This is a genomic window from Arthrobacter sp. NicSoilB11 (genome assembly GCF_019977375.1).
Taxonomy (GTDB): domain Bacteria; phylum Actinomycetota; class Actinomycetes; order Actinomycetales; family Micrococcaceae; genus Arthrobacter.
The window spans coordinates 2,576,573-2,595,887 of the sequence record NZ_AP024657.1; the positions used below are offsets into that span (position 1 = coordinate 2,576,573).

At 67.4% G+C, this 19,315-nt stretch carries 16 protein-coding genes and 1 riboswitch; of the genes, 3 read left to right on the forward strand and 13 right to left on the reverse strand.

Annotation, left to right across the window (positions count from 1 at the left end):
• Positions 1-56: 56 nt before the first annotated feature.
• From trmD to LDO14_RS12020, 7 genes are all read right to left on the reverse strand, one after another.
• Positions 57-869 (reverse strand): tRNA (guanosine(37)-N1)-methyltransferase TrmD, encoded by an 813-nt coding sequence (gene trmD, locus LDO14_RS11990; protein WP_223991936.1) that lies wholly within the window; start codon positions 867-869, stop codon positions 57-59.
• Positions 870-1,415, reverse strand: coding sequence for a ribosome maturation factor RimM (gene rimM, locus LDO14_RS11995; protein WP_223991938.1), 546 nt, complete (start codon positions 1,413-1,415; stop codon positions 870-872). It lies immediately after the preceding gene.
• Positions 1,416-1,533: 118 nt separating this feature from the next.
• Positions 1,534-1,776, reverse strand: a complete 243-nt coding sequence (locus LDO14_RS12000; RefSeq protein ID WP_013601399.1) for an RNA-binding protein — start codon at positions 1,774-1,776, stop codon at positions 1,534-1,536.
• 1 nt (position 1,777) lies between these two features.
• Positions 1,778-2,200 (reverse strand): 30S ribosomal protein S16, encoded by a 423-nt coding sequence (gene rpsP / locus LDO14_RS12005; protein WP_018768286.1) that lies wholly within the window; start codon positions 2,198-2,200, stop codon positions 1,778-1,780.
• A gap of 233 nt (positions 2,201-2,433) precedes the next feature.
• Positions 2,434-2,889, reverse strand: a complete 456-nt coding sequence (locus tag LDO14_RS12010) for a hypothetical protein (RefSeq protein ID WP_223991939.1) — start codon at positions 2,887-2,889, stop codon at positions 2,434-2,436.
• Between the two features lie 168 nt (positions 2,890-3,057).
• Positions 3,058-3,933, reverse strand: a complete 876-nt coding sequence (locus tag LDO14_RS12015) for a VOC family protein (protein ID WP_134163883.1) — start codon at positions 3,931-3,933, stop codon at positions 3,058-3,060.
• Positions 3,934-4,032: 99 nt separating this feature from the next.
• Entirely contained in the window at positions 4,033-5,115 is a 1,083-nt protein-coding gene (locus tag LDO14_RS12020; protein ID WP_223991940.1) for an amidohydrolase family protein, read from the reverse strand.
• Between the two features lie 79 nt (positions 5,116-5,194).
• Positions 5,195-5,302: riboswitch (TPP riboswitch) on the forward strand.
• Here LDO14_RS12020 and thiC point away from each other — a divergent pair.
• Positions 5,298-7,139: a phosphomethylpyrimidine synthase ThiC gene (thiC, locus tag LDO14_RS12025; RefSeq protein WP_043424745.1), complete on the forward strand. Its 1,842-nt coding sequence runs from the start codon at positions 5,298-5,300 to the stop codon at positions 7,137-7,139. It overlaps the preceding riboswitch by 5 nt.
• On the opposite strand, the gene LDO14_RS12030 is transcribed toward thiC, so the two are convergent.
• Positions 7,136-7,870 carry an alpha/beta hydrolase gene (locus tag LDO14_RS12030; protein WP_223991944.1) on the reverse strand — a complete coding sequence of 245 codons (735 nt, stop codon included), beginning with the start codon at positions 7,868-7,870 and terminating at the stop codon, positions 7,136-7,138. The two genes, thiC and LDO14_RS12030, sit on opposite strands and share 4 nt — an antisense overlap.
• Positions 7,871-7,971: 101 nt before the next feature.
• A complete protein-coding gene (ffh, locus tag LDO14_RS12035; RefSeq protein WP_018768292.1) occupies positions 7,972-9,555 on the reverse strand; it encodes a signal recognition particle protein in 1,584 nt (527 codons plus the stop codon).
• A gap of 84 nt (positions 9,556-9,639) precedes the next feature.
• On the opposite strand from ffh, the gene LDO14_RS12040 reads away from it, so the two are divergent.
• Entirely contained in the window at positions 9,640-11,043 is a 1,404-nt protein-coding gene (locus tag LDO14_RS12040; protein WP_223991945.1) for a glucose-6-phosphate dehydrogenase, read from the forward strand.
• Between the two features lie 93 nt (positions 11,044-11,136).
• Here the strand turns inward: LDO14_RS12040 and LDO14_RS12045 are convergent, their stop codons facing one another.
• Together LDO14_RS12045 and LDO14_RS12050 are read right to left on the reverse strand one after the other, a co-directional pair.
• On the reverse strand, positions 11,137-11,475 hold the full coding sequence (locus LDO14_RS12045; protein ID WP_018768294.1) for a P-II family nitrogen regulator: 339 nt from the start codon (positions 11,473-11,475) through the stop codon (positions 11,137-11,139).
• Positions 11,472-12,833, reverse strand: a complete 1,362-nt coding sequence (locus LDO14_RS12050; protein ID WP_018768295.1) for an ammonium transporter — start codon at positions 12,831-12,833, stop codon at positions 11,472-11,474. The genes LDO14_RS12045 and LDO14_RS12050 overlap by 4 nt, the downstream gene beginning before the upstream one ends.
• Before the next feature lie 226 nt (positions 12,834-13,059).
• On the opposite strand from LDO14_RS12050, the gene LDO14_RS12055 reads away from it, so the two are divergent.
• Positions 13,060-14,301, forward strand: a complete 1,242-nt coding sequence (locus tag LDO14_RS12055; RefSeq protein WP_026265614.1) for an MFS transporter — start codon at positions 13,060-13,062, stop codon at positions 14,299-14,301.
• 66 nt (positions 14,302-14,367) lie between these two features.
• Here LDO14_RS12055 and ftsY read toward each other — a convergent pair whose 3' ends face one another.
• Both ftsY and smc read right to left on the reverse strand, forming a co-directional pair.
• Positions 14,368-15,573: a signal recognition particle-docking protein FtsY gene (ftsY, locus tag LDO14_RS12060; protein ID WP_223991946.1), complete on the reverse strand. Its 1,206-nt coding sequence runs from the start codon at positions 15,571-15,573 to the stop codon at positions 14,368-14,370.
• Positions 15,574-15,676: 103 nt separating this feature from the next.
• Positions 15,677-19,300: a chromosome segregation protein SMC gene (gene smc, locus LDO14_RS12065; RefSeq protein WP_223991947.1), complete on the reverse strand. Its 3,624-nt coding sequence runs from the start codon at positions 19,298-19,300 to the stop codon at positions 15,677-15,679.
• Positions 19,301-19,315 lie beyond the last annotated feature (15 nt).

The following is a 19,315-nucleotide window of genomic DNA, read 5'->3' on the forward strand; positions in this document are numbered from 1 at the left end:
GCAGACACAAGGGTTAATTTTGCCACAGCGGCAGGGTTACGCCAATTCGCCCGGCACTAATCCTGCGGCGCGGCTGCCGCTTCCGGCCGGCGGACCAGCCTGCCATCCACGATGTCATACCCCAGGTTGTGCAATTCGGTGCGGTCGGCACGCGGGAGGCTGCCGGCGTCGAACCCGTCCAGGAGGTCCGGACGCCGCGCCGCTGTGCGGCGGTACTGCTCGTGGCGCCGCCATTGGGCGATCCTGCCGTGGTTGCCGCTCAGGAGCACCGGCGGCACCTCGCGGTCACGCCACATGGAAGGCTTGGTGTAGACCGGATATTCCAGGAGTCCGTCGGAGTGGGATTCCTCCACCAGGGATTCGGGATTGCCCACTACACCGGGCAGCAGGCGGCCAATGGCTTCCACCATGGCCAGGACGGCCACTTCCCCGCCGTTCAGCACATAGTCGCCCAGGCTGACAGGCCGGACCGTGAAGTGTTCCTGCGCCCATTCGATGACCCGTTCATCGATGCCTTCATACCGCCCGCACGCAAACGCCAGGTGCTGTTCCTCTGCCAGTTCATAGGCGAGGGCCTGGGTGAACCGCTCGCCGGCCGGGGATGGGACGATGAGGACCGGCTTGCGCTGCGGATCCGGCCGCTCCTCCGCCACGGCGGCGAGTGCCTGGGCCCAGGGTTCGGGCTTCATGACCATTCCGGCGCCGCCGCCGTACGGGGTGTCGTCGACAGTGCGGTGCTTGTCCGTGGTGAAGCTGCGCAGGTCATGGACGTGCAGGTCCAGGATGCCGTCGTGGCGGGCCTTGCCAATCAGCGAGAGTTCAAGCGGGGCGAGGTATTCAGGGAAGATGCTGACGACGTCGATGCGCATCTAGTCCCTGCTTTCCGGTTCCGGGGCAGCGGCTTCGTCGGTGTTGAGTTCGAAGAGTCCGTCCGGCGGGGTGAGGAGGATGAAGCCTTCCTCGAGATTCACCTCAGGCACGATCTGCTCCACGAACGGGATGAGGATTTCCTTGCCGTCCGGGGTGGTGACCATGAGAAGGTCCTGCACGGGCATGGTGTTCAGCGCAGTCACCTTGCCCACAACCTGCGCCCCTACCCGGGCCTCCAGGCCGACAAGCTCGTGCTCGTACCAGCCCTCGTCATCATCCCCGTCCAGTTCTTCGGTTTCGATGAACAGCTTGGCGCCGCGGAGGGTTTCAGCCTGGTTGCGGTCCGCCACCTCCTCAAAACCGAGCAGCAGGATGTCCTTGTTCCAGCGCGCACTCCGCACGGTCAGCCGTCCTGCCGCGGCGTCCTCAACGACGAATTCCGTTCCCGGGACAAAGCGGTCCTCCGGAGCGTCCGTCAGCACCTGGACGGTGACTTCCCCGCGAATGCCGTGCGGCTTGCCGATCCGTGCCACCTGAAGCTGCATCTGTTCCTCTGTTCCGGGTTGTGGTGGTTCCGGTGGAAGCACCATGTTGGTCAAAGCACTCCGGCCCCTCCACCTGGCGGTGAAGGGGCCGGAGCAAAAACTGAATGTTGCCGAGCGCTCAGCGGCGGCGGTCGGTATCGACGACGTCGACCCTCACCGGTTCGCCACCGGCCAGTGCTGCCACCACGGTGCGCAAAGCGCGGGCCGTGCGGCCCTGGCGGCCAATCACCCGTCCAAGGTCGTCCTGGTGAACGCGCACCTCGAGGGTGTCCCCGCGGCGGTTGCTCTTCGAACTGACCTTGACGTCATCCGGGGAATCGACGATTCCGCGGACCAGGTGTTCCAGCGCTTCTGCCAGCAATCTACTCAGCCTCGGTGGTCTCAGCTTCGGCGTCGGCCGGGGCCTCGGCAGCGTCAGACTTGGATGCCTTCTTGGTGATGGCTTCCGGGATGATGACCGAGCCCTTCTCCGGGGCAACAAAGGCTTCCTTCGCGACCTTGGTCTTGAGGGTGCCTTCCTGGCCCGGCAGGCCCTTGAACTTCTGCCAGTCACCGGTGATCTTCAGGATCGCGGCGACCTGCTCGGACGGCTGGGCGCCGACGGAGAGCCAGTACTGCGCACGCTCGGAGTTGACCTCGATGAACGAGGGCTCTTCGGTGGGGTGGTACTTGCCGATCTCCTCGATGGCGCGGCCGTCACGCTTGGTGCGTGAGTCCGCAACGACGATGCGGTAGTACGGGGCGCGCATCTTGCCGAAGCGCTTAAGGCGAATCTTTACGGCCACTTTTGTGGTCACTCCTGTTTCAGAAAAGGGGTGAACCCGGCTTTCTGCACCCGTGGGGCGGGCCGTACTTGCGGGTTCGAAGGACAGGATCCGGACGCGGAGAGAGGGGCCACGCAGATCGAGTACCTGATTATTGTGCCAGATGAACGGCGTTATTTCGACTTGGGCCACCACGCCGGCGCCGCGGCCGGCCCTTGTGGAGGCGGAGGACGGCCGAAACCGGCATCACGGGGTCAGGCGGACCAGACGTACAGTCCCGTCCGCTCGGAATCGTCGATCGAGGCGGCCAACTCCGCCACCTGCTGAACGTAGCTCCGGGCCTGGCCGGCGTCGAACGGCATATCCTCCTGGCCGGCCCACTGTTCGGCGACGTCGTCAAGGACATTGCCTTCGCCTTCGGTTTCATAGGAGAGCAGGTCGGCCAGCGCACGGACCATGGCCGGCGGCACGGCAAGGAGCGAATCGCTGGCGACGTCCACCATGGTCAGCTCATAGTCGGCCCCGCCGGCGTGCACGGCAGTCCCGGCAAGATCGCCCAGCTGTTCGACTTCGAAGTCGCTGATGCCCTGGATCCGCACCGCCTGGCCCCCGGGCCCGCTGTCCGCCGCGGAGCCGCTTCCCTGGTCAAGGTTGCCGGCGCGTTTCAGCGCGGCGTCATGGGTGGCGACGAAGATCTCGGTGAAGCCCATGGCGGGTGCCCTTCTTCCGTTGGCGGAGCTGCGTGCCGGGAGTTGCAGCCCGGCCGTACGGAATCAGCCTAGTTGCTGCGCGCCCGCCGGCAAACGCGCCGGGCCGGAGCCCGCGAGCCCCAACACTGGCCCGTCAGCACTGGCGCACGGCCCGTGCAGGAGCACCGGTCAGCGGACTGCCACCCGGAGCCGGTTGCGCCACGGGTCCTCGAACCGGAGCTCCGCGCCGGTGTGGTGGGCGGGCACCCCGGCGACCCTCAGGCGGTCAGCCAGCGCCCCGACGTCGTCACCCGAGGAAACCTCGATGAGCACCTCGCCCAACCCAAGGGTGTCCTTGCGGGGGCCGGCGCCGCGGCTGTTCCAGACGTTCATGGCCATGTGGTGGTGGTAGCGGCCCGCGGAAACGAACAGGGCCTGCCCATGCCAGCCCGCCGTCTTCTCGAAGCCCAGGGTACCCACGTAGAAGTCCCTGGCGGTCTGGACGTCGCCAACCTGGAGGTGGACGTGCCCCACGCCTGCGGACGTCCGCCGCTGGCCTTCGAGGGATTCCTCAGTGAGGTGCTGCTCCAGGTAGCGCTGCGGCGGAAGCGCCAGGCTGTCCATCACCACGTCCGTCCCGTTCCAGGACCAGTTGCTGCGCGGCCGGTCCCAGTACAGCTCGATGCCGTTGCCCTCGGGGTCGGTGAAGTAGAAGGCCTCACTCACCAGGTGGTCGGCGCTGCCGGTGAAGGACCGGGGTTCGTACTGGGCTGCCGTGGCGATGGTGGCCGCAAGGGAAGCCTGGTCCTCGAACAATAGGGCGGTGTGGAACAGGCCGGCCTCTCCCCTGCCGGGAAGGTGCAGCCCGGGGGCCGGCGCCAGATGGACCAGCGGCCTGCCGAGCCTGCCCAGGTAGAGCCCGCCGTCCTGCTCCGCCACCGCCTCCAGGCCCAGTGCGCGCTGGTAGTAGTCGGTCATGACCTTCATGTCGCCCACCTTGAGCATTACCGTGCCCATGGCGAGGTCGGCAGGAAGAAGATCCTGGCTGCTGGCTGCGTCGGTCATTTGAAGGCTCCTTGTGTTGGAGGCCGTCACTTCGGCGGCCTGTCACATATTAAAATTACTTGAAGCTTCAATTTATTCCAAGTAGCGGAACGAAATAACTCAACGGATGATGCGGCCGCCCAGCACCACGTGCTCCAGCGCCGTGATCGTGTCCGGGGTGGTCCGGGGGTCGTCCCGGCACACCACGACGTCGGCCCGCGCGCCTTCCTCCAGGTTGTCGGCGCCCAGCCACGCACGCGCTGCCCAGCAGGCGGCATCCAGGGCCGCATGCATGGGCAGGCCGGCCCCGTGCAGGGCGAGGATCTCATCTGCGATCCTGCCGTGCCGGATCACGCTGCCTGCGTCCGTGCCGGCAAAGATCCGGACGCCGGCGGCATGGGCCTCCGCCACCCGTTCCAGCCTGCGTTCCCACAGGGCACGCATGTGGGCGGCGTAGCGCGGAAACTTTGCGTCCGCCTGCTTCGCGATATCAGGAAAGGTGGCGATGTTGATGAGGGTGGGCACGATCGGTACGCCCTGCTCCACGAACCGGGGCAGGTGGCGCGGCAGCAGCCCCGTGGCGTGCTCAATGCAGTCAATGCCGGCGTCCAGCATTTGGTCCAGGGTGTCTTCGGCGAAGCAATGTGCCGTGACCCGGGCACCTTCATCATGGGCAGCCTGCACAGCGTCACGCACGACGGCGGCAGGAAAGGAGGGCGCAAGGTCGCCGGCGCTCCGGTCGATCCAGTCGCCCACCAGTTTGACCCAGCCGTCGCCGTCGCGCGCTTGCTTCCGCACGGCCTCCACGAGCCCGTCGGGTTCGACCTCCGCCGCGAAGCCGCGCAGGTAGCGGCGTGTGCGGGCCACATGCCGTCCTGCACGGATCAGTACCGGGAAGTCCCGGCCGCCCTGCATCCAGCGGGTATCGGCAGGTGAGCCGGCGTCGCGGACCAGCAGGGTTCCGGCGTTGAGGTCAGCCAGCGCCTGCTCCCGGGCAATGGCGGGTTCCACCGGACCGTCGGGACCCAGGCCGATGTGGCAGTGGGCGTCGACGAACCCCGGCAGCACCCAGCCGTCGAGTTCCCGCGCCGGAGCGGCAGCGGGCCGGCTGAACGTGAGCTTGCCGTCCACCGACCAGAGTCCATGGCGTACCCGGTCCGGTGCGGCCAGGACGGGTCCGCGAAAGTAGATGATGTCTGCCATCGGGCTTCCTTTCGATGCCCGGTCAGGCTAGCACCCGCGAATGTGACACCGCCCTTCCGGGGGCCTGTGGTAGCTTCTTCTCTGACCACACGGGAGCCCTTGCAGGGGCTGAGATCGGGCTGACGCAGCCTGCGACCGTTGAACCTGTCCGGGTAATGCCGGCGAAGGAAGTGAGTATTCCCTTGAGTACGCAAAACACCCAGTTGAACCCTGCCCACCTGCCGTCCACCGGGGGTTCCGGAGCCGGCTCCACGCCCCAGGTGAACCAGTCCGAAGTGACCCGGTCCCTGGCGTCGCATTCGCTGGCCTATATCGACGACGCCGGGTCCGGCATCCGGGTACCCGTCACGGAAATTGCCCTGGAGCCATCGCCCAACGGCCAGCCGAACGCACCGTTCCGGACCTACCGGACGGCGGGGCCGGGAAGCGACCCCGTCCGCGGCCTGGAGCCCTTCCGCGCGGAGTGGATCGTGGCGCGCGGAGACACCGAGGCCTACAGCGGCAGGGAACGCAACCTGCTCGACGATGGCCGCTCGGCCGTCCGCCGCGGCGCCGCCTCCGCGGAGTGGAAGGGCGCGCAGCCGGTGCCCCGCCGCGCCGTCGACGGCCGGACGGTGACCCAGATGCACTATGCCCGGCAGGGCGTCATCACGCAGGAGATGCGCTTCGTGGCGCTGCGCGAGAACTGCGATGTGGAACTGGTCCGGAGCGAACTGGCCGCCGGCCGCGCCATCATTCCGAACAACATCAACCATCCGGAGTCCGAGCCGATGATCATCGGCAAGGCCTTCCTGGTGAAGATCAACGCCAACATCGGAAACTCGGCCGTGACGAGTTCCATCGCGGAGGAGGTGGACAAGCTCCAGTGGGCCACGCAATGGGGTGCCGACACCGTTATGGACCTGTCCACCGGCGACGACATCCACACCACGCGGGAGTGGATCATCCGCAACTCCCCCGTCCCGATCGGCACCGTGCCGATCTACCAGGCCCTGGAGAAAGTCAACGGCGAGGCCAACGCGCTGACCTGGGAAATCTTCCGGGACACTGTCATTGAACAATGCGAGCAGGGCGTGGACTACATGACCATCCACGCCGGCGTGCTGCTTCGCTATGTCCCGCTGACCGCCAACCGGGTGACGGGCATTGTGTCCCGCGGCGGCTCCATCATGGCCGGCTGGTGCCTGGCCCACCACCAGGAGAACTTCCTCTACACGCACTTCGATGAGCTGTGCGGGATCTTCGCGAAGTACGACGTTGCCTTCTCCCTGGGCGACGGTTTGCGCCCCGGTTCGACGGCGGACGCCAACGACGCCGCCCAGTTCGCGGAACTGGACACGCTCGCCGAGCTCACCCAGCGCGCGTGGGAGTACGACGTTCAGGTCATGGTGGAGGGGCCCGGCCACGTTCCCTTCCACCTGGTCCGGGAAAACGTCGAGCGGCAGCAGGAACTCTGCAAGGGGGCCCCGTTTTACACCCTGGGCCCGCTGGTGACAGATGTTGCTCCGGGCTATGACCACATCACCTCAGCGATTGGTGCCACCGAGATTGCCCGTTACGGCACCGCGATGCTGTGCTACGTCACCCCGAAGGAACACCTGGGCCTGCCCAACAAGGACGACGTGAAGACCGGCGTGATCACCTACAAGATCGCCGCGCACGCGGCGGACCTGGCCAAGGGGCACCCGGGGGCGCATGAACGGGACGACGCCTTGTCCAAGGCGCGGTTCGAATTCCGCTGGCGGGACCAGTTCGCACTGTCCCTGGACCCGGTGACGGCTGAGGCGTTCCACGACGAGACGCTGCCGGCTGAGCCTGCCAAGACGGCGCACTTCTGTTCGATGTGCGGGCCCAAGTTTTGCTCCATGCGGATCAGCCAGGACATCCGCGACGAATTTGGTTCCGCGGAGGCGCAGGCGGCACTGGCCGATGCTGCGGCCGGGATGCGCGGGAAGAGCGAGGAATTCCTGGCGGCCGGCGGCAAGGTCTACCTGCCGGAACTGCGGGTGCCTGCTGACAGCTAGGACGCGCGGGCCGGCTGGCTCCGGCTGACCTGGCTGATGAACTGCCGGATGGCCCGGTCCCCGTCCGGGGAGTCATGGGGCCGGTGTCCTCCCGCGGCAACGCGGTGCAGGGCACCGGTCTCCCGGAGGTACCCGGCGATTTCCTCGTAGAGCGGTTCCCACCCACCGGTCAGCACCAGCGTGGGCACCCCGGGAACAATGTGCAGCGGCGCCTCCCATGACGGGGCCTGGAGCCGCAGCCTGCGGGCGGACCTTTTTTCTTCCGTGGTGGCGGGCTGCTGGAGGTCGGTGGCGAAGACCCGCCGGACGAATTCGCGCTGGAAGTCTTCGTCGCTGAGCTGGTGGCGCACGTCGAAGAGGGGCTGCATGAGGCTGATGTGGGCGGCAGTGGCCGGGAGTTCCGCTGTCAGGGAGAGGCAGGCCGGTTCCACCAGCGTCAATGAGAAGACCAGGTCCGGACGTTCGACGGCGGCCATCATGGCCGCGATCGCCCCCTGGGAGTGCGCCACCACATGCCCGCCGGCGGCGCCGCGGCCGTCATCGGCAAGGGAGCGCAGGATGATGGCGGTGTCCTCCGCGAAGGACGACTCCAGTGGCTCCGCGAGGGCGTCAAAGCCGTGGCGGCGGAGGAACAGGGCGTCATAGGACAGTGCCATGCCGTGCTGGCGAGGCCACGCGGCGGCACCGAAGGTTCCGGCGCCGTGCACGAACACTACCCTCTGCTTGAACATGTCCCAACCCTATTCCACGGCACTGACATCCCAAGCAAGCAGCGCCAGGTGTCGTTCTGAGAGGTCAAAACGACACCTGGCGCTGCGTTGCCGGGGAACTGCTACTTGCCCAGGAACTTGTCGAAGCCCTTGGGGAGGTTCAGCTGGGACGGGTCGAAGTCCCCGCCCTGCTGGCCGAAGGCGGCGCCCGTAGGCAGCGCCTTGGCGGCGTTGGCACGGCGGGCTTCCGCTTCCTTGCGCTCCTGGGCAGCCTTGGCCGGGTTGCCGGACTTTGCCTTCTTCTTGGGCGCGTTCTTGGCGTTCTTCCGGGCACCGCCGCCGGCGCCGGGCAGGCCAGGCATCCCCGGCATTCCCGGCATGCCGCCCTGGGCCATCTTCTTCATCATCTTCTGGGCCTGGGCGAAGCGCTCCAGCAGGCCGTTGACCTCGGAGACGTGGACGCCGGAACCACGGGCGATGCGTGCCCGCCGTGAACCGTTGATGATCTTCGGCGCCAGCCGCTCGTGCGGTGTCATGGAGCGGACGATTGCCTCGACGCGGTCGATCTCGCGTTCGTCGAACTGCTCCAGCTGCTGCCGGATGTTCTGTGCACCCGGCATCATCATGAGCATCTTCTTCATGGAGCCCATGTTGCGGATCTGCTGCATCTGGGCCAGGAAGTCCTCAAGGGTGAAGTCTTCCTGGTCGGCGAACTTCTTCGCCATCCGGGCGGCCTCATCCTTGTCCCAGGCCTTTTCGGCCTGTTCGATGAGGGTGAGGATGTCGCCCATATCCAGGATGCGCGAGGCCATCCGGTCCGGGTGGAAGAGTTCGAAATCGTCCAGGCCTTCGCCGGTGGAGGCGAACATGACCGGCTTGCCGGTGACCGACGCGACTGAAAGAGCGGCACCGCCTCGGGCGTCGCCGTCGAGCTTGGACAGCACGATGCCCGTGAAGTTCACGCCTTCGTCGAAGGCGAGGGCCGTGTTCACGGCGTCCTGGCCGATCATGGAGTCGATCACGAACAGGACTTCGTTGGGCACGATGGCACGGCGGATCTGGCGCGCCTGTTCCATCATGTCGGCGTCCACGCCCAGGCGGCCGGCCGTGTCAACGATGACGACGTCGTGCAGCTTCTGGCGTGCTTCCTCGACGCCGGCGCGGGCGACGGCGACGGGGTCGCCGGCGGGCTGGTCCAGCTCGGTGGAGGTGGCACCCGGGTGCGGGGCGAAGACGGGGACCTTTGCCCGCTGGCCCACCACCTGGAGCTGGGTGACGGCGTTAGGGCGCTGCAGGTCGCAGGCCACCAGCATGGGGCTGTGCCCCTGGGCCTTCAGCCACTTGGACAGCTTGCCCGCAAGGGTGGTTTTGCCGGCACCCTGGAGGCCGGCGAGCATGATGACGGTGGGGCCGTTCTTGGCCAGCCGGATCCGCCGGGTTTCGCCGCCCAGGATCTCGACGAGTTCCTCATTGACGATCTTGACGATCTGCTGGCCGGGGTTCAGTGCCGCAGAGACCTCGGCACCCAGGGCGCGTTCACGGACCCGGCCAGTGAACTCACGCACAACGGGAACGGCAACATCGGCGTCCAGAAGCGCGCGGCGGATCTCCCGGACGGTGGCATCGACGTCGGCCTCGGTGAGCCTGCCTTTACCGCGGAGATTCTTGAAGGTTGCTGTCAACCGGTCAGAGAGTGAATTGAACACGCGACGTGCACTTCTTTCAGTGGATGATCGGGACTCGACTATCTAGGGTATCAAGTCAGGCCCGGTAGGTGGCATGCTGGCAAAATGACGAGCCAAACGACTGTGAAGACCCTGCTCATCCTCGGCGCCTCGGGCGACCTCACCGGCCGGCTCCTCCTGCCCGGCCTGGCGCGGCTCGTTGCCGCAGGCCGCGCGGAGGGCCTCACCCTGGTGGGGGCAGGCTCGGATCCGTGGACGCCGGAACAATGGCGGGAGCGGGTCCAGGCATCGTTCGCTGCTGCAGCCGGCGCGGCAGACAGTTCCGGAAAGGACGCCCTCGAGCTGCTGCAGAAGGAGACGGCGTACCACCAGGTGGACGTCACGGCCAAGGGTGCCCTGGCCGCCCTGCTCGCGGGGCTGGAAGGCCCGGTGGCCGTTTACTTTGCGTTGCCGCCCCGGATCAGCCAGCAGGCATGCGAGACGCTCCAGCCGGAAGAGGTTCCGGAAGGCACCCGCCTGGTAATGGAGAAGCCCTTCGGCTTCAGCGAGGAATCGGCCCGGTCGCTGAACCGGACCCTGGCACGGCTGGTCCCCGAAGACCATATCCACCGGGTTGACCATTTCCTGGGCAAGGCCACCGTCCTGAACATCCTGGGCCTTCGGTTCGCCAACAACTTCCTTGAGCCGGTATGGAACAGGCAGCACGTGGAAAAGGTGGAGATCTTTTTCGATGAGGACCTGGCCCTGGAAGGCCGAGCGCGCTACTACGACGGCGCCGGCGCCCTCCGGGACATGATCCAGAGCCACCTCCTGCAGGTCATGGCGATCATGGCCATCGAACCTCCGGCCACCATCGGCGAGCGCGACCTCCGCGACGCCGTCTCCACCGTCCTGCGGGCCAGCAGCGTCAGTGCCCCCTTCACTGGCTCAACGCGCAGGGCCCGCTACACCGCCGGTTCCGTGGCAGGCAAGGACGTCCCGGACTACGCCAAGGAGGAAGGCGTGGATCCCGGAAAGGGAACCGAAACCCTTGCCGAAGTCCAGGTGGGCATCGACAACTGGCGCTGGCGGGGGGTTCCCTTCATCCTGCGTTCCGGCAAGGCCCTGGGCGACAAGCGCAAGGAAGCGGTGGTCACCTTCCTTCCGGTGCCCCACCTGCCCCAGGGCTTTACCGGGGTGGACTCCCCCAACCAGCTCCGGATCGGTTTCGGCCCGGACACACTGGAGTTCGACGTCGACGTCAACGGTCCGGGAAACATCTTCAGCCTGGGCCGGGTCACCCTGGAAGCCGAACTGAGCGCCTCCGATCTCCTGCCCTACGGCGAAGTGCTGGAAGGCGTGCTGACCGGCGATCCGTTGCTGTCCGTCCGGGGAGACACTGCAGAGGACTGCTGGCGGATTGTTGAGCCGGTCCTCAAGGCGTGGGAGCGCGGGGACGTCCCGCTTGAAGAGTACGACGCCGGTTCGGCCGGCCCGGCATCCTGGCCCACCAACCGCTCAAAGGACTGAGCAGTCCGCGGCAGCACCGGCAGCGTGAACAAGAGGCAGGGCGGGAACCTTTCGGTTCCCGCCCTGCCTGTCTTTATGGTTCCGTGCCGGTGCCTAGATGGCGGCCACTCCGCGTTCCCCGGTCCGGACCCTAACTGCTTCATGGACATCGATGGTCCAGACCTTGCCGTCCCCGGCCCTGCCGGTATTGGAACTGGCGATGATCACGTCCAGGATGTCGTCTGCCTGCTCGTCCGTGGCCAGGACTTCCACCCGGATCTTGGGCAGGAGGTCCACGTTGTATTCGGCTCCGCGGTAGACCTCGGTGTAGCCGCGCTGCCGGCCGTATCCGCTGGCTGCGCTGACGGTCAGGCCCTGAACACCATAGGATTCCAGTCCCTCCCTGATGGCTTCGAGCTTTTCCGGCCGGACGATTGCAGTAATCAGTTTCATGCCCCCACGCTTTCCTTACCTGTTGCTGACTGTGACTTCTGCGTACCCGGCGTCCCCTGGACTGGCGCGTGGGACTCGCCCTGGCCCTTGCCGGTGATCATGTCGTGCAGCGGCTGGAAGCTTCCGCCGTGTCCGCTCAGTCCGAACTCGTAGGCAGTCTCGGCGTGCAGGCTGAGGTCCACACCCACCGTTTCCTGTTCCTGCGAGACCCGGAAGCCCATGGTCTTGTGGATGGCCAGCGCAATGATGGCCGTCAGGACTGCGGAGTAGGCGATGGCGACGCCGGCTGCCGCGAGCTGCGCCCAGAGCTGGGTCAGTCCGCCGCCGTAGAAGAGGCCGCCGCCAACACCGTCGGTGGGCAGTGCGATGAAGCCGAGCGCCACGGTGCCGATGATGCCGGACACCAGGTGCACGCCGACGACGTCCAGCGAGTCGTCGAAGCCCCAACGGAACTTCAGGCCGACTGCCAGGGCGGAGGCTACGCCGGCCACGACGCCCAGGCCGAGTGCACCGACGGGGCTGACGTTGGCGCAGGCCGGGGTGATGGCGACGAGGCCGGCCACCACGCCGGATGCGGCACCGAGGGAAGTGGGGTGTCCGTCGCGGATGCGTTCGGTGACCAGCCAGCCGAGCATGGCTGCTGCCGGGGCTGCGAGGGTGTTGATCCAGATCAGGCCCCCCTGTTCGGCAGTGGTGGCTGCACCGCCGTTGAAACCGAACCAGCCGAACCACAGGATGGCTGCGCCGAGCATGACGAACGGGATGTTGTGCGGGCGGTGGTTGGGGTCCTTGCCGAAGCCCTTGCGGTTGCCGATGATGAGGACGAGGATGAGCGCCGCCACACCTGCGTTGATGTGGACCACGGTGCCGCCGGCGAAGTCGATGGCGGGGCCGAGGGCCTTGCCGATGGCGCCTTCGGGGCCGAAGAGTCCGCCGCCCCACACCATGTACGCCAGCGGGCAGTAGACGAGCGTGACCCACACGGGAACGAAGACGGACCAGGCGCCGAACTTGGCGCGGTCGGCGATGGCGCCGCTGATCAGTGCCACGGTGATGATGGCGAAGGTGGCGGCGTAGCCAACCTTGATCAGACCGTCAGGGGTGGTGATGCCCTCAAGGCCGAATGTGGCGAACGGGTTGCCCACGATCTCCAGGAAGCCTTCACCGGAGCTCATGGACGCGCCCCACAGCACCCAGACAACACCCACCATGCCGATGGAGATGAAGCTCATCATCATCATGTTCAGTGCTGCCTTGGCGCGGGTCATGCCGCCGTAGAAAAATGCCAGACCGGGTGTCATGAACAGCACAAGGGCTGCCGCCACCATGACCCAAACGTGACCTGCGGTAAGTTCCATGGTGCACGTCCTCTCTCATCGAATCTTGCGGAGTACTCCGCCTGCCAACGCCTTTTTGCGTCCTGTAATGAGTTTGTGGGCGGCGTGTTTCGCCCGCGGAGGATTTAGATTGCGGGCCTGTTACAACAACCTCTAGGAAGTAAATGGTGCATATCCGCCTTGTTACGGTTATGTTTCCGCACCCGCGCAGCCACCCGGCTCCCTTTCCTGCAAGGACTCCTTCACAATGACGGCAACACCCCGCGAAAGCGGCGCCACTTCGAGGTTTTTGGCCCGGCTAAGGCCTCGGCGGGAGAAACTTCCCCGCGACATTAAGGTGATGCTGGCCGCGGCGTTCCTGATTGCGCTTGGATTCGGACTCGTTGCGCCTGTATTGCCGCAGTTCGCAACAACCTTCGGCGTAGGGAACACCGAGGCAGCCGTCATCGTGGCGATCTTTGCCTTCATGCGCCTTGCCTTTGCACCCGCCGGCGGAGCACTGATCGGCAAGCGCGGTGAACGGCCCGTCTATGTCGCTGGGCTGTTGATCGTGGCCTTGTCCACGGCGGCCTGCGCCTTTGCGCAGGACTATTGGCAGTTGCTGCTGTTCCGCGGCCTTGGCGGAGCCGGGTCCGTGATGTTCACGGTGGCATCGATGGCCCTGGTGGTCCGCCTGGCCCCACCCCAGAGCAGGGGCAGGGTCTCAGGTGCCTATGCGTCCGCTTTCCTGATCGGGAATGTGTGCGGGCCGATTGTGGGCGGTCTGCTGGCGGGGCTGGGCCTGCGGGTCCCGTTCCTTGCCTACGCCGGGGCCCTGCTCGTTGCCGCGTTTGTGGTGCAGACCCAGCTCAGCCACCAGCGCCGGGGCGGCGGTGAAACCCAGCACCGTCCGCCGGACATGCGCTTTGGCGAAGCCGTGGCTGCCGGAACCTACCGGTCGGCCCTGCTGTCCAGCTTTGCCAACGGGTGGGCCACGTTTGGCGTCCGCATGGCAACGGTGCCGCTGTTCGCCGCGGCAGCCTTCGGGGCAGGACCGCAGGCGGCCGGACTGGCGCTGGCAGTCTTCGCTGCCGGGAACGCCGCCGCGCTGACCTTCTCGGGGCGGCTGGCGGACTCCCTGGGGCGCAAGCCGATGATGATCTCCGGCCTGCTGGTGGCAGCCTTCGCGACTGCGGCGATCGGCTTGACCTCCGACCTGCCCTGGTTCCTTGCCGCATCGACGCTTGCCGGCGTCGGGTCCGGCCTTTTCGGCCCGGCGCAGCAGGCCGCCGTCGCCGATGTCATTGGGAACGCACGCTCCGGCGGCAAGGTCCTGGCCGTCTACCAAATGACGTCCGACGTCGGAGCGATCGTCGGACCGGTCGCGGCCGGGCTGCTCGCGGACCGGCTGGGTTTCGGCTGGGCTTTCGGCGTGACCGGCGGCGTCATGCTCCTGGCCGCCGTCGGCTGGCTGCCCACCCGCGAAACACTCCGGGTTAAACCCAACTAGCCCGCAGTTGTTGTCGTTTTGAGGGCTCAAAACGACAACTAATGCGAGCTGGTTGGGCTGGCTTAGCTAGTTCAGCAGGGCGTCGACAAAGCCTTCGGTGTCGAACGGGGCCAGGTCGTCGGCGCCTTCGCCCAGTCCGATGAGTTTGACGGGCACGCCGAGCGCCTTCTGGATGGCGACGACGATGCCGCCCTTCGCGGTTCCGTCCAGTTTGGTCAGGACGATGCCGGTGATGTTGACAACCTCCGAAAAGACCCGCGCCTGGTTCAGGCCGTTCTGGCCGGTGGTGGCATCCAGAACCAGCAGGACCTCGTCCACCTCGGCCAGCTTCTCCACCACGCGCTTGACCTTGCCCAGTTCGTCCATCAGGCCCACCTTGTTCTGGAGGCGGCCGGCGGTGTCGATCATGACAACGTCCACTTCCTGCTCAATGCCTGCCTTCACGGCCTCGTAGGCAACGGAGGCGGGATCGGCGCCGTCGATGTCCGACTTCACGGTGGGGACGCCGACGCGCTGCCCCCACGTGGCCAGCTGTTCCGCCGCGGCGGCGCGGAACGTGTCCGCGGCACCCAGCAGGACGTCCTTGTCCTCTGCCACCAGCACGCGCGCCAGCTTGCCGACGGTGGTGGTCTTGCCGACGCCGTTCACGCCCACCACCATCATCACGGCAGGCCTGTCCGCATGGCGCTGGACGTTCAGGCTGCGGTCCATGGAGGGGTCGACAAGCTTGATGAGCTCTTCGCGGAGCATGGCCTTGACGTGTTCGGGGGTCCGGGTGCCCAGCACCTTGACCCGTTCGCGCAGGGCATCCACCAGCTGCATGGTGGGTTCGGTTCCCAGGTCCGCGAGGAGGAGTGTCTCCTCCACCTCGTCCCAGACGCTCTCATCGATCCGGTCGCTGGACAGCAGCGCCAGCAGGCCCTTGCCCATGATGTTGTTGGAGCGGACCAGTCGCTCACGGAGGCGGGTGAGGCGGCCCGCGACAGGCAGCGGTGTTTCGACGGGAATGGTTTCCAGCCCGGCAGCGTCGTCCGGAACCGTAGTGGTGTCAAGCCCTTCGAGGTCCACGCCCGCGGGCGCCGTGCGTTCGATTGGTCCGGCGCTGTCCGCTACGGCGGTGCTGCCGCCGGAGCGGACCTCAGGATCGTTGGCATCCCGCGTGCCGGGGTACCGGGTGATGTTCCTCCGCGTCTTGAGCAGGACCGGAATCAGGCCGCCGATGACCACCAGCGCAACAAGAATGGACAGGACAATGGGAAGGATGTCATTCACTCCCCTAGCTTCTCACAAACGGCCTGCCCGGTTCGGGCGCGCAGCCCGCCCCTGACCTGCCCCAATGCGGCGCCCCCGCGGCCGCCGGACGCCGGCGGTGCTGCTACACCTCGGAAACGAGCCGCTGGCTGATCACCGTGGAAACGCCGTCGCCCCTCATGGTGACGCCGTACAGTGCGTCCGCCACCTCCATGGTCCGCTTCTGGTGGGTGATGACGATGAGCTGGCTGGACTCCCGCAGTTCCTCGAAGATGGTGATCAACCGGCCGAGGTTGGTGTCGTCCAGCGCCGCCTCCACCTCGTCCATGACGTAGAACGGCGAGGGCCGCGCCTTGAAGATGGCCACCAGCAGCGCCACCGCGGTAAGGGACCGCTCGCCTCCGGAGAGCAGGGACAACCGTTTTATTTTCTTGCCCGCGGGACGGGCCTCCACTTCGATGCCTGTGGTGAGCATGTCCCCCGGGTCCGTGAGGACCAGGCGGCCCTCGCCGCCGGGAAAGAGCCGCTCAAAAACCCGGACAAACTGGACCTGGGTGTCCTCGAACGCCTCGGCGAAGACGCGCTGGACCCGGTCGTCCACTTCCTTGATGATGTCCAGCAGGTCCCGGCGGCTGGCCTTAAGGTCCTCAAGCTGGGTGCTGAGGAACTGGTGCCGCTCCTCCAGTGCCGCGAATTCCTCCAGGGCCAGGGGGTTGACCTTGCCCAGGCTGGCGAGGTCGCGTTCAGCTTTGCGCAGCCGTTTCTCCTGCTCCTGCCGGACGTACGGCTTCCCTTCCCGGATTTCTTCCCCGCCGGCGTCAACGGGAGCCCGCAGCGCGGCCCACTTGTCGCCGGTCTCCTCCGCAGGCACGGGAACCGGGACGTGCGGCCCGAACTCTGCCACCAGCGCTTCGGGGGTGATGCCCAACTCGTCCACGGACCGGGATTCCACCGCCTCGATCCTGGCCCGCTGCTGCGCACGGGCCAGCTCATCCCGGTGCACGTTGTCGGTGAGGTCGGCCAGTTCGCGGGCCAGGGCGTCGTTGGCTTCCCGGATGTCCCGAAGCCCACGGTCACGCTGTTCGCGGTTTTCCTCGGCCAGGTCCCGTTCGTGCCGGGCGAGGTCCACCGATACGTCCACGTAACGCAGTGCCAGTTCCGCCGCGGCGGAAACGGCGGCCGCACGCCTGGCCTGGATGCGGCGGCGCCGGGCACGCTGGGCTGCTTCCTCCCGGGCACGGCGTTCGGTGGCGGCGGCGCGCTCCAGGGACGCCACCCTGTTGCGGGTTGCCGCCAGCTGCTCTTCGGCGCTGCGCAGGGATAACCGCGCCTCCACTTCCGCTGCACGGGCGGCGGATGCGGCACGGGCCAACGCGTCCCGCTGTTCGGTGGAGGGCTCCTCTTCAACCGGAGCCTCCTGGGCGGCGGCCAGCCGGGCCGTGATGGCAGCGAGCGCTTCCTCCTCCGCGGCAACGTTCTCCGCAGCGCGTGCCAGGGAGGCCGCCAGGCGGTCGCTCTCACCGACGGCGCTGCGCAGGACCGAATTCAGGTGGCCCAGGCGTTCGGCCACGGCGGCCAGGCGGGCATCGGATTCGTGCAGTTTGTCCAGGGCAGCGTCCGCCTCCTCCTGCGCTCCGGCGCGGCGCGCCTCGGCGGCGGCCAGGGCGAACCTGTTCCGCTCCAGGTCTGCCGTGACCGCCGAAAGGCCACGGTCGGCGTCGTCCACCGCCGCCTGCACCTCAAGGAGGGAGGGCGCCTTGGCAGAACCGCCGGCAACGGATACGGCGGTGAACACGTCCCCCTCGCGGGTGACCGCCGTGAGTCCGGGCAGCCCGGCCACCAGCGCAGCCGCGGCGTCGATGCCTGTGACGACGGCGGTTCCGGACAGCAGGTGCCGGACCAGCGGGATGTGCTCCGCAGGTCCGTCCACCAGGTCGGCGGCCCATTGCGCACCATCGGGCAGCGGCACTGCTTTGGGGGCGACCGCTCCTCCCGGCGTGGACTCCGTGGCGGGGTCACCCAGGTGGCCTGCCACCGCTGATGCGAGGAGCAGCGACGCCCGCCCGGCGTCGTCGTCCTTGAGCACCTTCAGGACGGCGGCCGCCGTGTCCTGATCCTGGACGAGGACTGCCTCGGAGGCCTCTCCCAGCGCGGCAGCGACCGCCGCCTCGTAACCACCCTGCACGCTGATCCCGGCCGCCAGGCTGCCCAGCACCCCGGACAGCCCTGACTCCAGTACGTGCCTGGCACCGTCCTTGCGGTCCAGGCCGAGCTTAAGAGCGTCGAGCCGGGCGGCAAGGGCGTCCCGCTTGCGGACGCCTTCGTTGACGGCGGCCTTGAGCCGGGCAATCTCCTGAAGGACCGCATCAAGTGCTTCACTGGCGGCCTCGTAATCGGCGTCGAGGGATTCCTCCCCTTCCTCCACGCCGGCCACCTGGTTTTCCAAGGCCGTGAACTCGGCCTGGGCGCGCGCCCGCCGTTCCGTGCCGGCGGCAAGGGACTCCCGCAGCCGGCCCAGTTCTGCCTGCGCGGATTCCACCCGGGACCGGGCCGCCGCCACTTGTCCGGCCAGGCGGGCCAGGCCTTCCCGCCGGTCCGCCGCGGCCCGGAGCTGGGCCGTGAGCCGCCGGTCCTCGGCCACGGCTGCCTGCTCTGCCTCGGCCTTCGCGGCGCTGGCCGTGTCCAGGGTGGTGCGCCTGGCGTGGATGTCCTGTTCGAGCTCGGCCAGCTCCTGCCGCACCCTGGCGGCTTGGCGTTCGAGCTGTTCGGGGTCCCGGGCGGATGCCGGTGCGGCATCGTCGGAGCCGAGCAGGCGGCTGCGCTCGGTGGCCAGCGAACCGAGCGACCGGAGGCGCTCCCGTGCAGTGGACAGCTGGTACCAGGTGTCCCGCGCGGCGTTGAGCCGGGGTGTGGCTTCGGCCGCCAGCTGCTCCAGCGCCGCCTGCTGCCGGCGCCCGGCTTCGAGTTCATGTTCGACGGCGGTCCGGCGGGCTTTGAGCGCTGCCTCGTCCGCCACGTCCTGCTGCAGCGCCTGCTGCAGCTGGACGAGGTCATCGGCGAGCAGCCGGGCACGGGCGTCCCGGACGTCGAACTGGACGCGCTGGGCGCGGCGGGCCACTTCGGCCTGTTTGCCAAGGGGCGTCAGCTGGCGGCGGATCTCCCCGGTGAGGTCTGTGAGGCGCTGCAGGTTGGCCTGCATCGCCTCCAGCTTCCGGACGGTCCGTTCCTTGCGCCGGCGGTGTTTGAGGATCCCCGCCGCCTCCTCGATGAAGCCGCGGCGGTCCTCGGGGGTGGCGTGCAGGACGCGGTCCAGCTGCCCCTGGCCCACGATGACGTGCATCTCCCGGCCCAGCCCGGAGTCGGAGAGCAGCTCCTGGATGTCCAGCAAACGGCAGGCGGCACCGTTAATGGCGTATTCGGAGCCGCCTGTCCGGAAAAGCGTCCGTGAGATGGTGACTTCGCTGTATTCGATGGGGAGCGCGCCGTCGGCGTTGTCGATGGTCAGCGAAACGTGGGCGCGTCCCAGGGGCGGCCGCCCGGACGTCCCGGCAAAAATGACATCCTCCATCTTGCCGCCGCGGAGAGTCTTGGCCCCCTGCTCCCCCATGACCCAGGCCAGGGCGTCCACCACGTTGGACTTGCCGGATCCGTTGGGACCCACGACGGCGGTGACGCCGGGTTCGAAGTCGAAGGTGGTGGCAGAGGCAAAGGACTTGAACCCCCGGACGGTGAGGCTTTTGAGGTGCAAGGCTTTTCAGGTCTC

Excerpts from the sequence above, each read along its gene's own strand:
- trmD (WP_223991936.1), bottom strand. The coding sequence starts at position 869 with ATGCGCATCGACGTCGTCAGCATCTTCCCTGAATACCTCGCCCCGCTT.
- LDO14_RS12030 (WP_223991944.1), bottom strand. The coding sequence starts at position 7,870 with ATGTTCAAGCAGAGGGTAGTGTTCGTGCACGGCGCCGGAACCTTCGGT.
- LDO14_RS12050 (WP_018768295.1), bottom strand. The coding sequence starts at position 12,833 with ATGGAACTTACCGCAGGTCACGTTTGGGTCATGGTGGCGGCAGCCCTT.
- LDO14_RS12010 (WP_223991939.1), bottom strand. The coding sequence starts at position 2,889 with ATGGGCTTCACCGAGATCTTCGTCGCCACCCATGACGCCGCGCTGAAA.
- LDO14_RS12045 (WP_018768294.1), bottom strand. The coding sequence starts at position 11,475 with ATGAAACTGATTACTGCAATCGTCCGGCCGGAAAAGCTCGAAGCCATC.
- LDO14_RS12015 (WP_134163883.1), bottom strand. The coding sequence starts at position 3,933 with ATGACCGACGCAGCCAGCAGCCAGGATCTTCTTCCTGCCGACCTCGCC.
- LDO14_RS12020 (WP_223991940.1), bottom strand. The coding sequence starts at position 5,115 with ATGGCAGACATCATCTACTTTCGCGGACCCGTCCTGGCCGCACCGGAC.
- rimM (WP_223991938.1), bottom strand. The coding sequence starts at position 1,415 with ATGCAGCTTCAGGTGGCACGGATCGGCAAGCCGCACGGCATTCGCGGG.
- LDO14_RS12040 (WP_223991945.1), top strand. The coding sequence starts at position 9,640 with ATGACGAGCCAAACGACTGTGAAGACCCTGCTCATCCTCGGCGCCTCG.
- LDO14_RS12055 (WP_026265614.1), top strand. The coding sequence starts at position 13,060 with ATGACGGCAACACCCCGCGAAAGCGGCGCCACTTCGAGGTTTTTGGCC.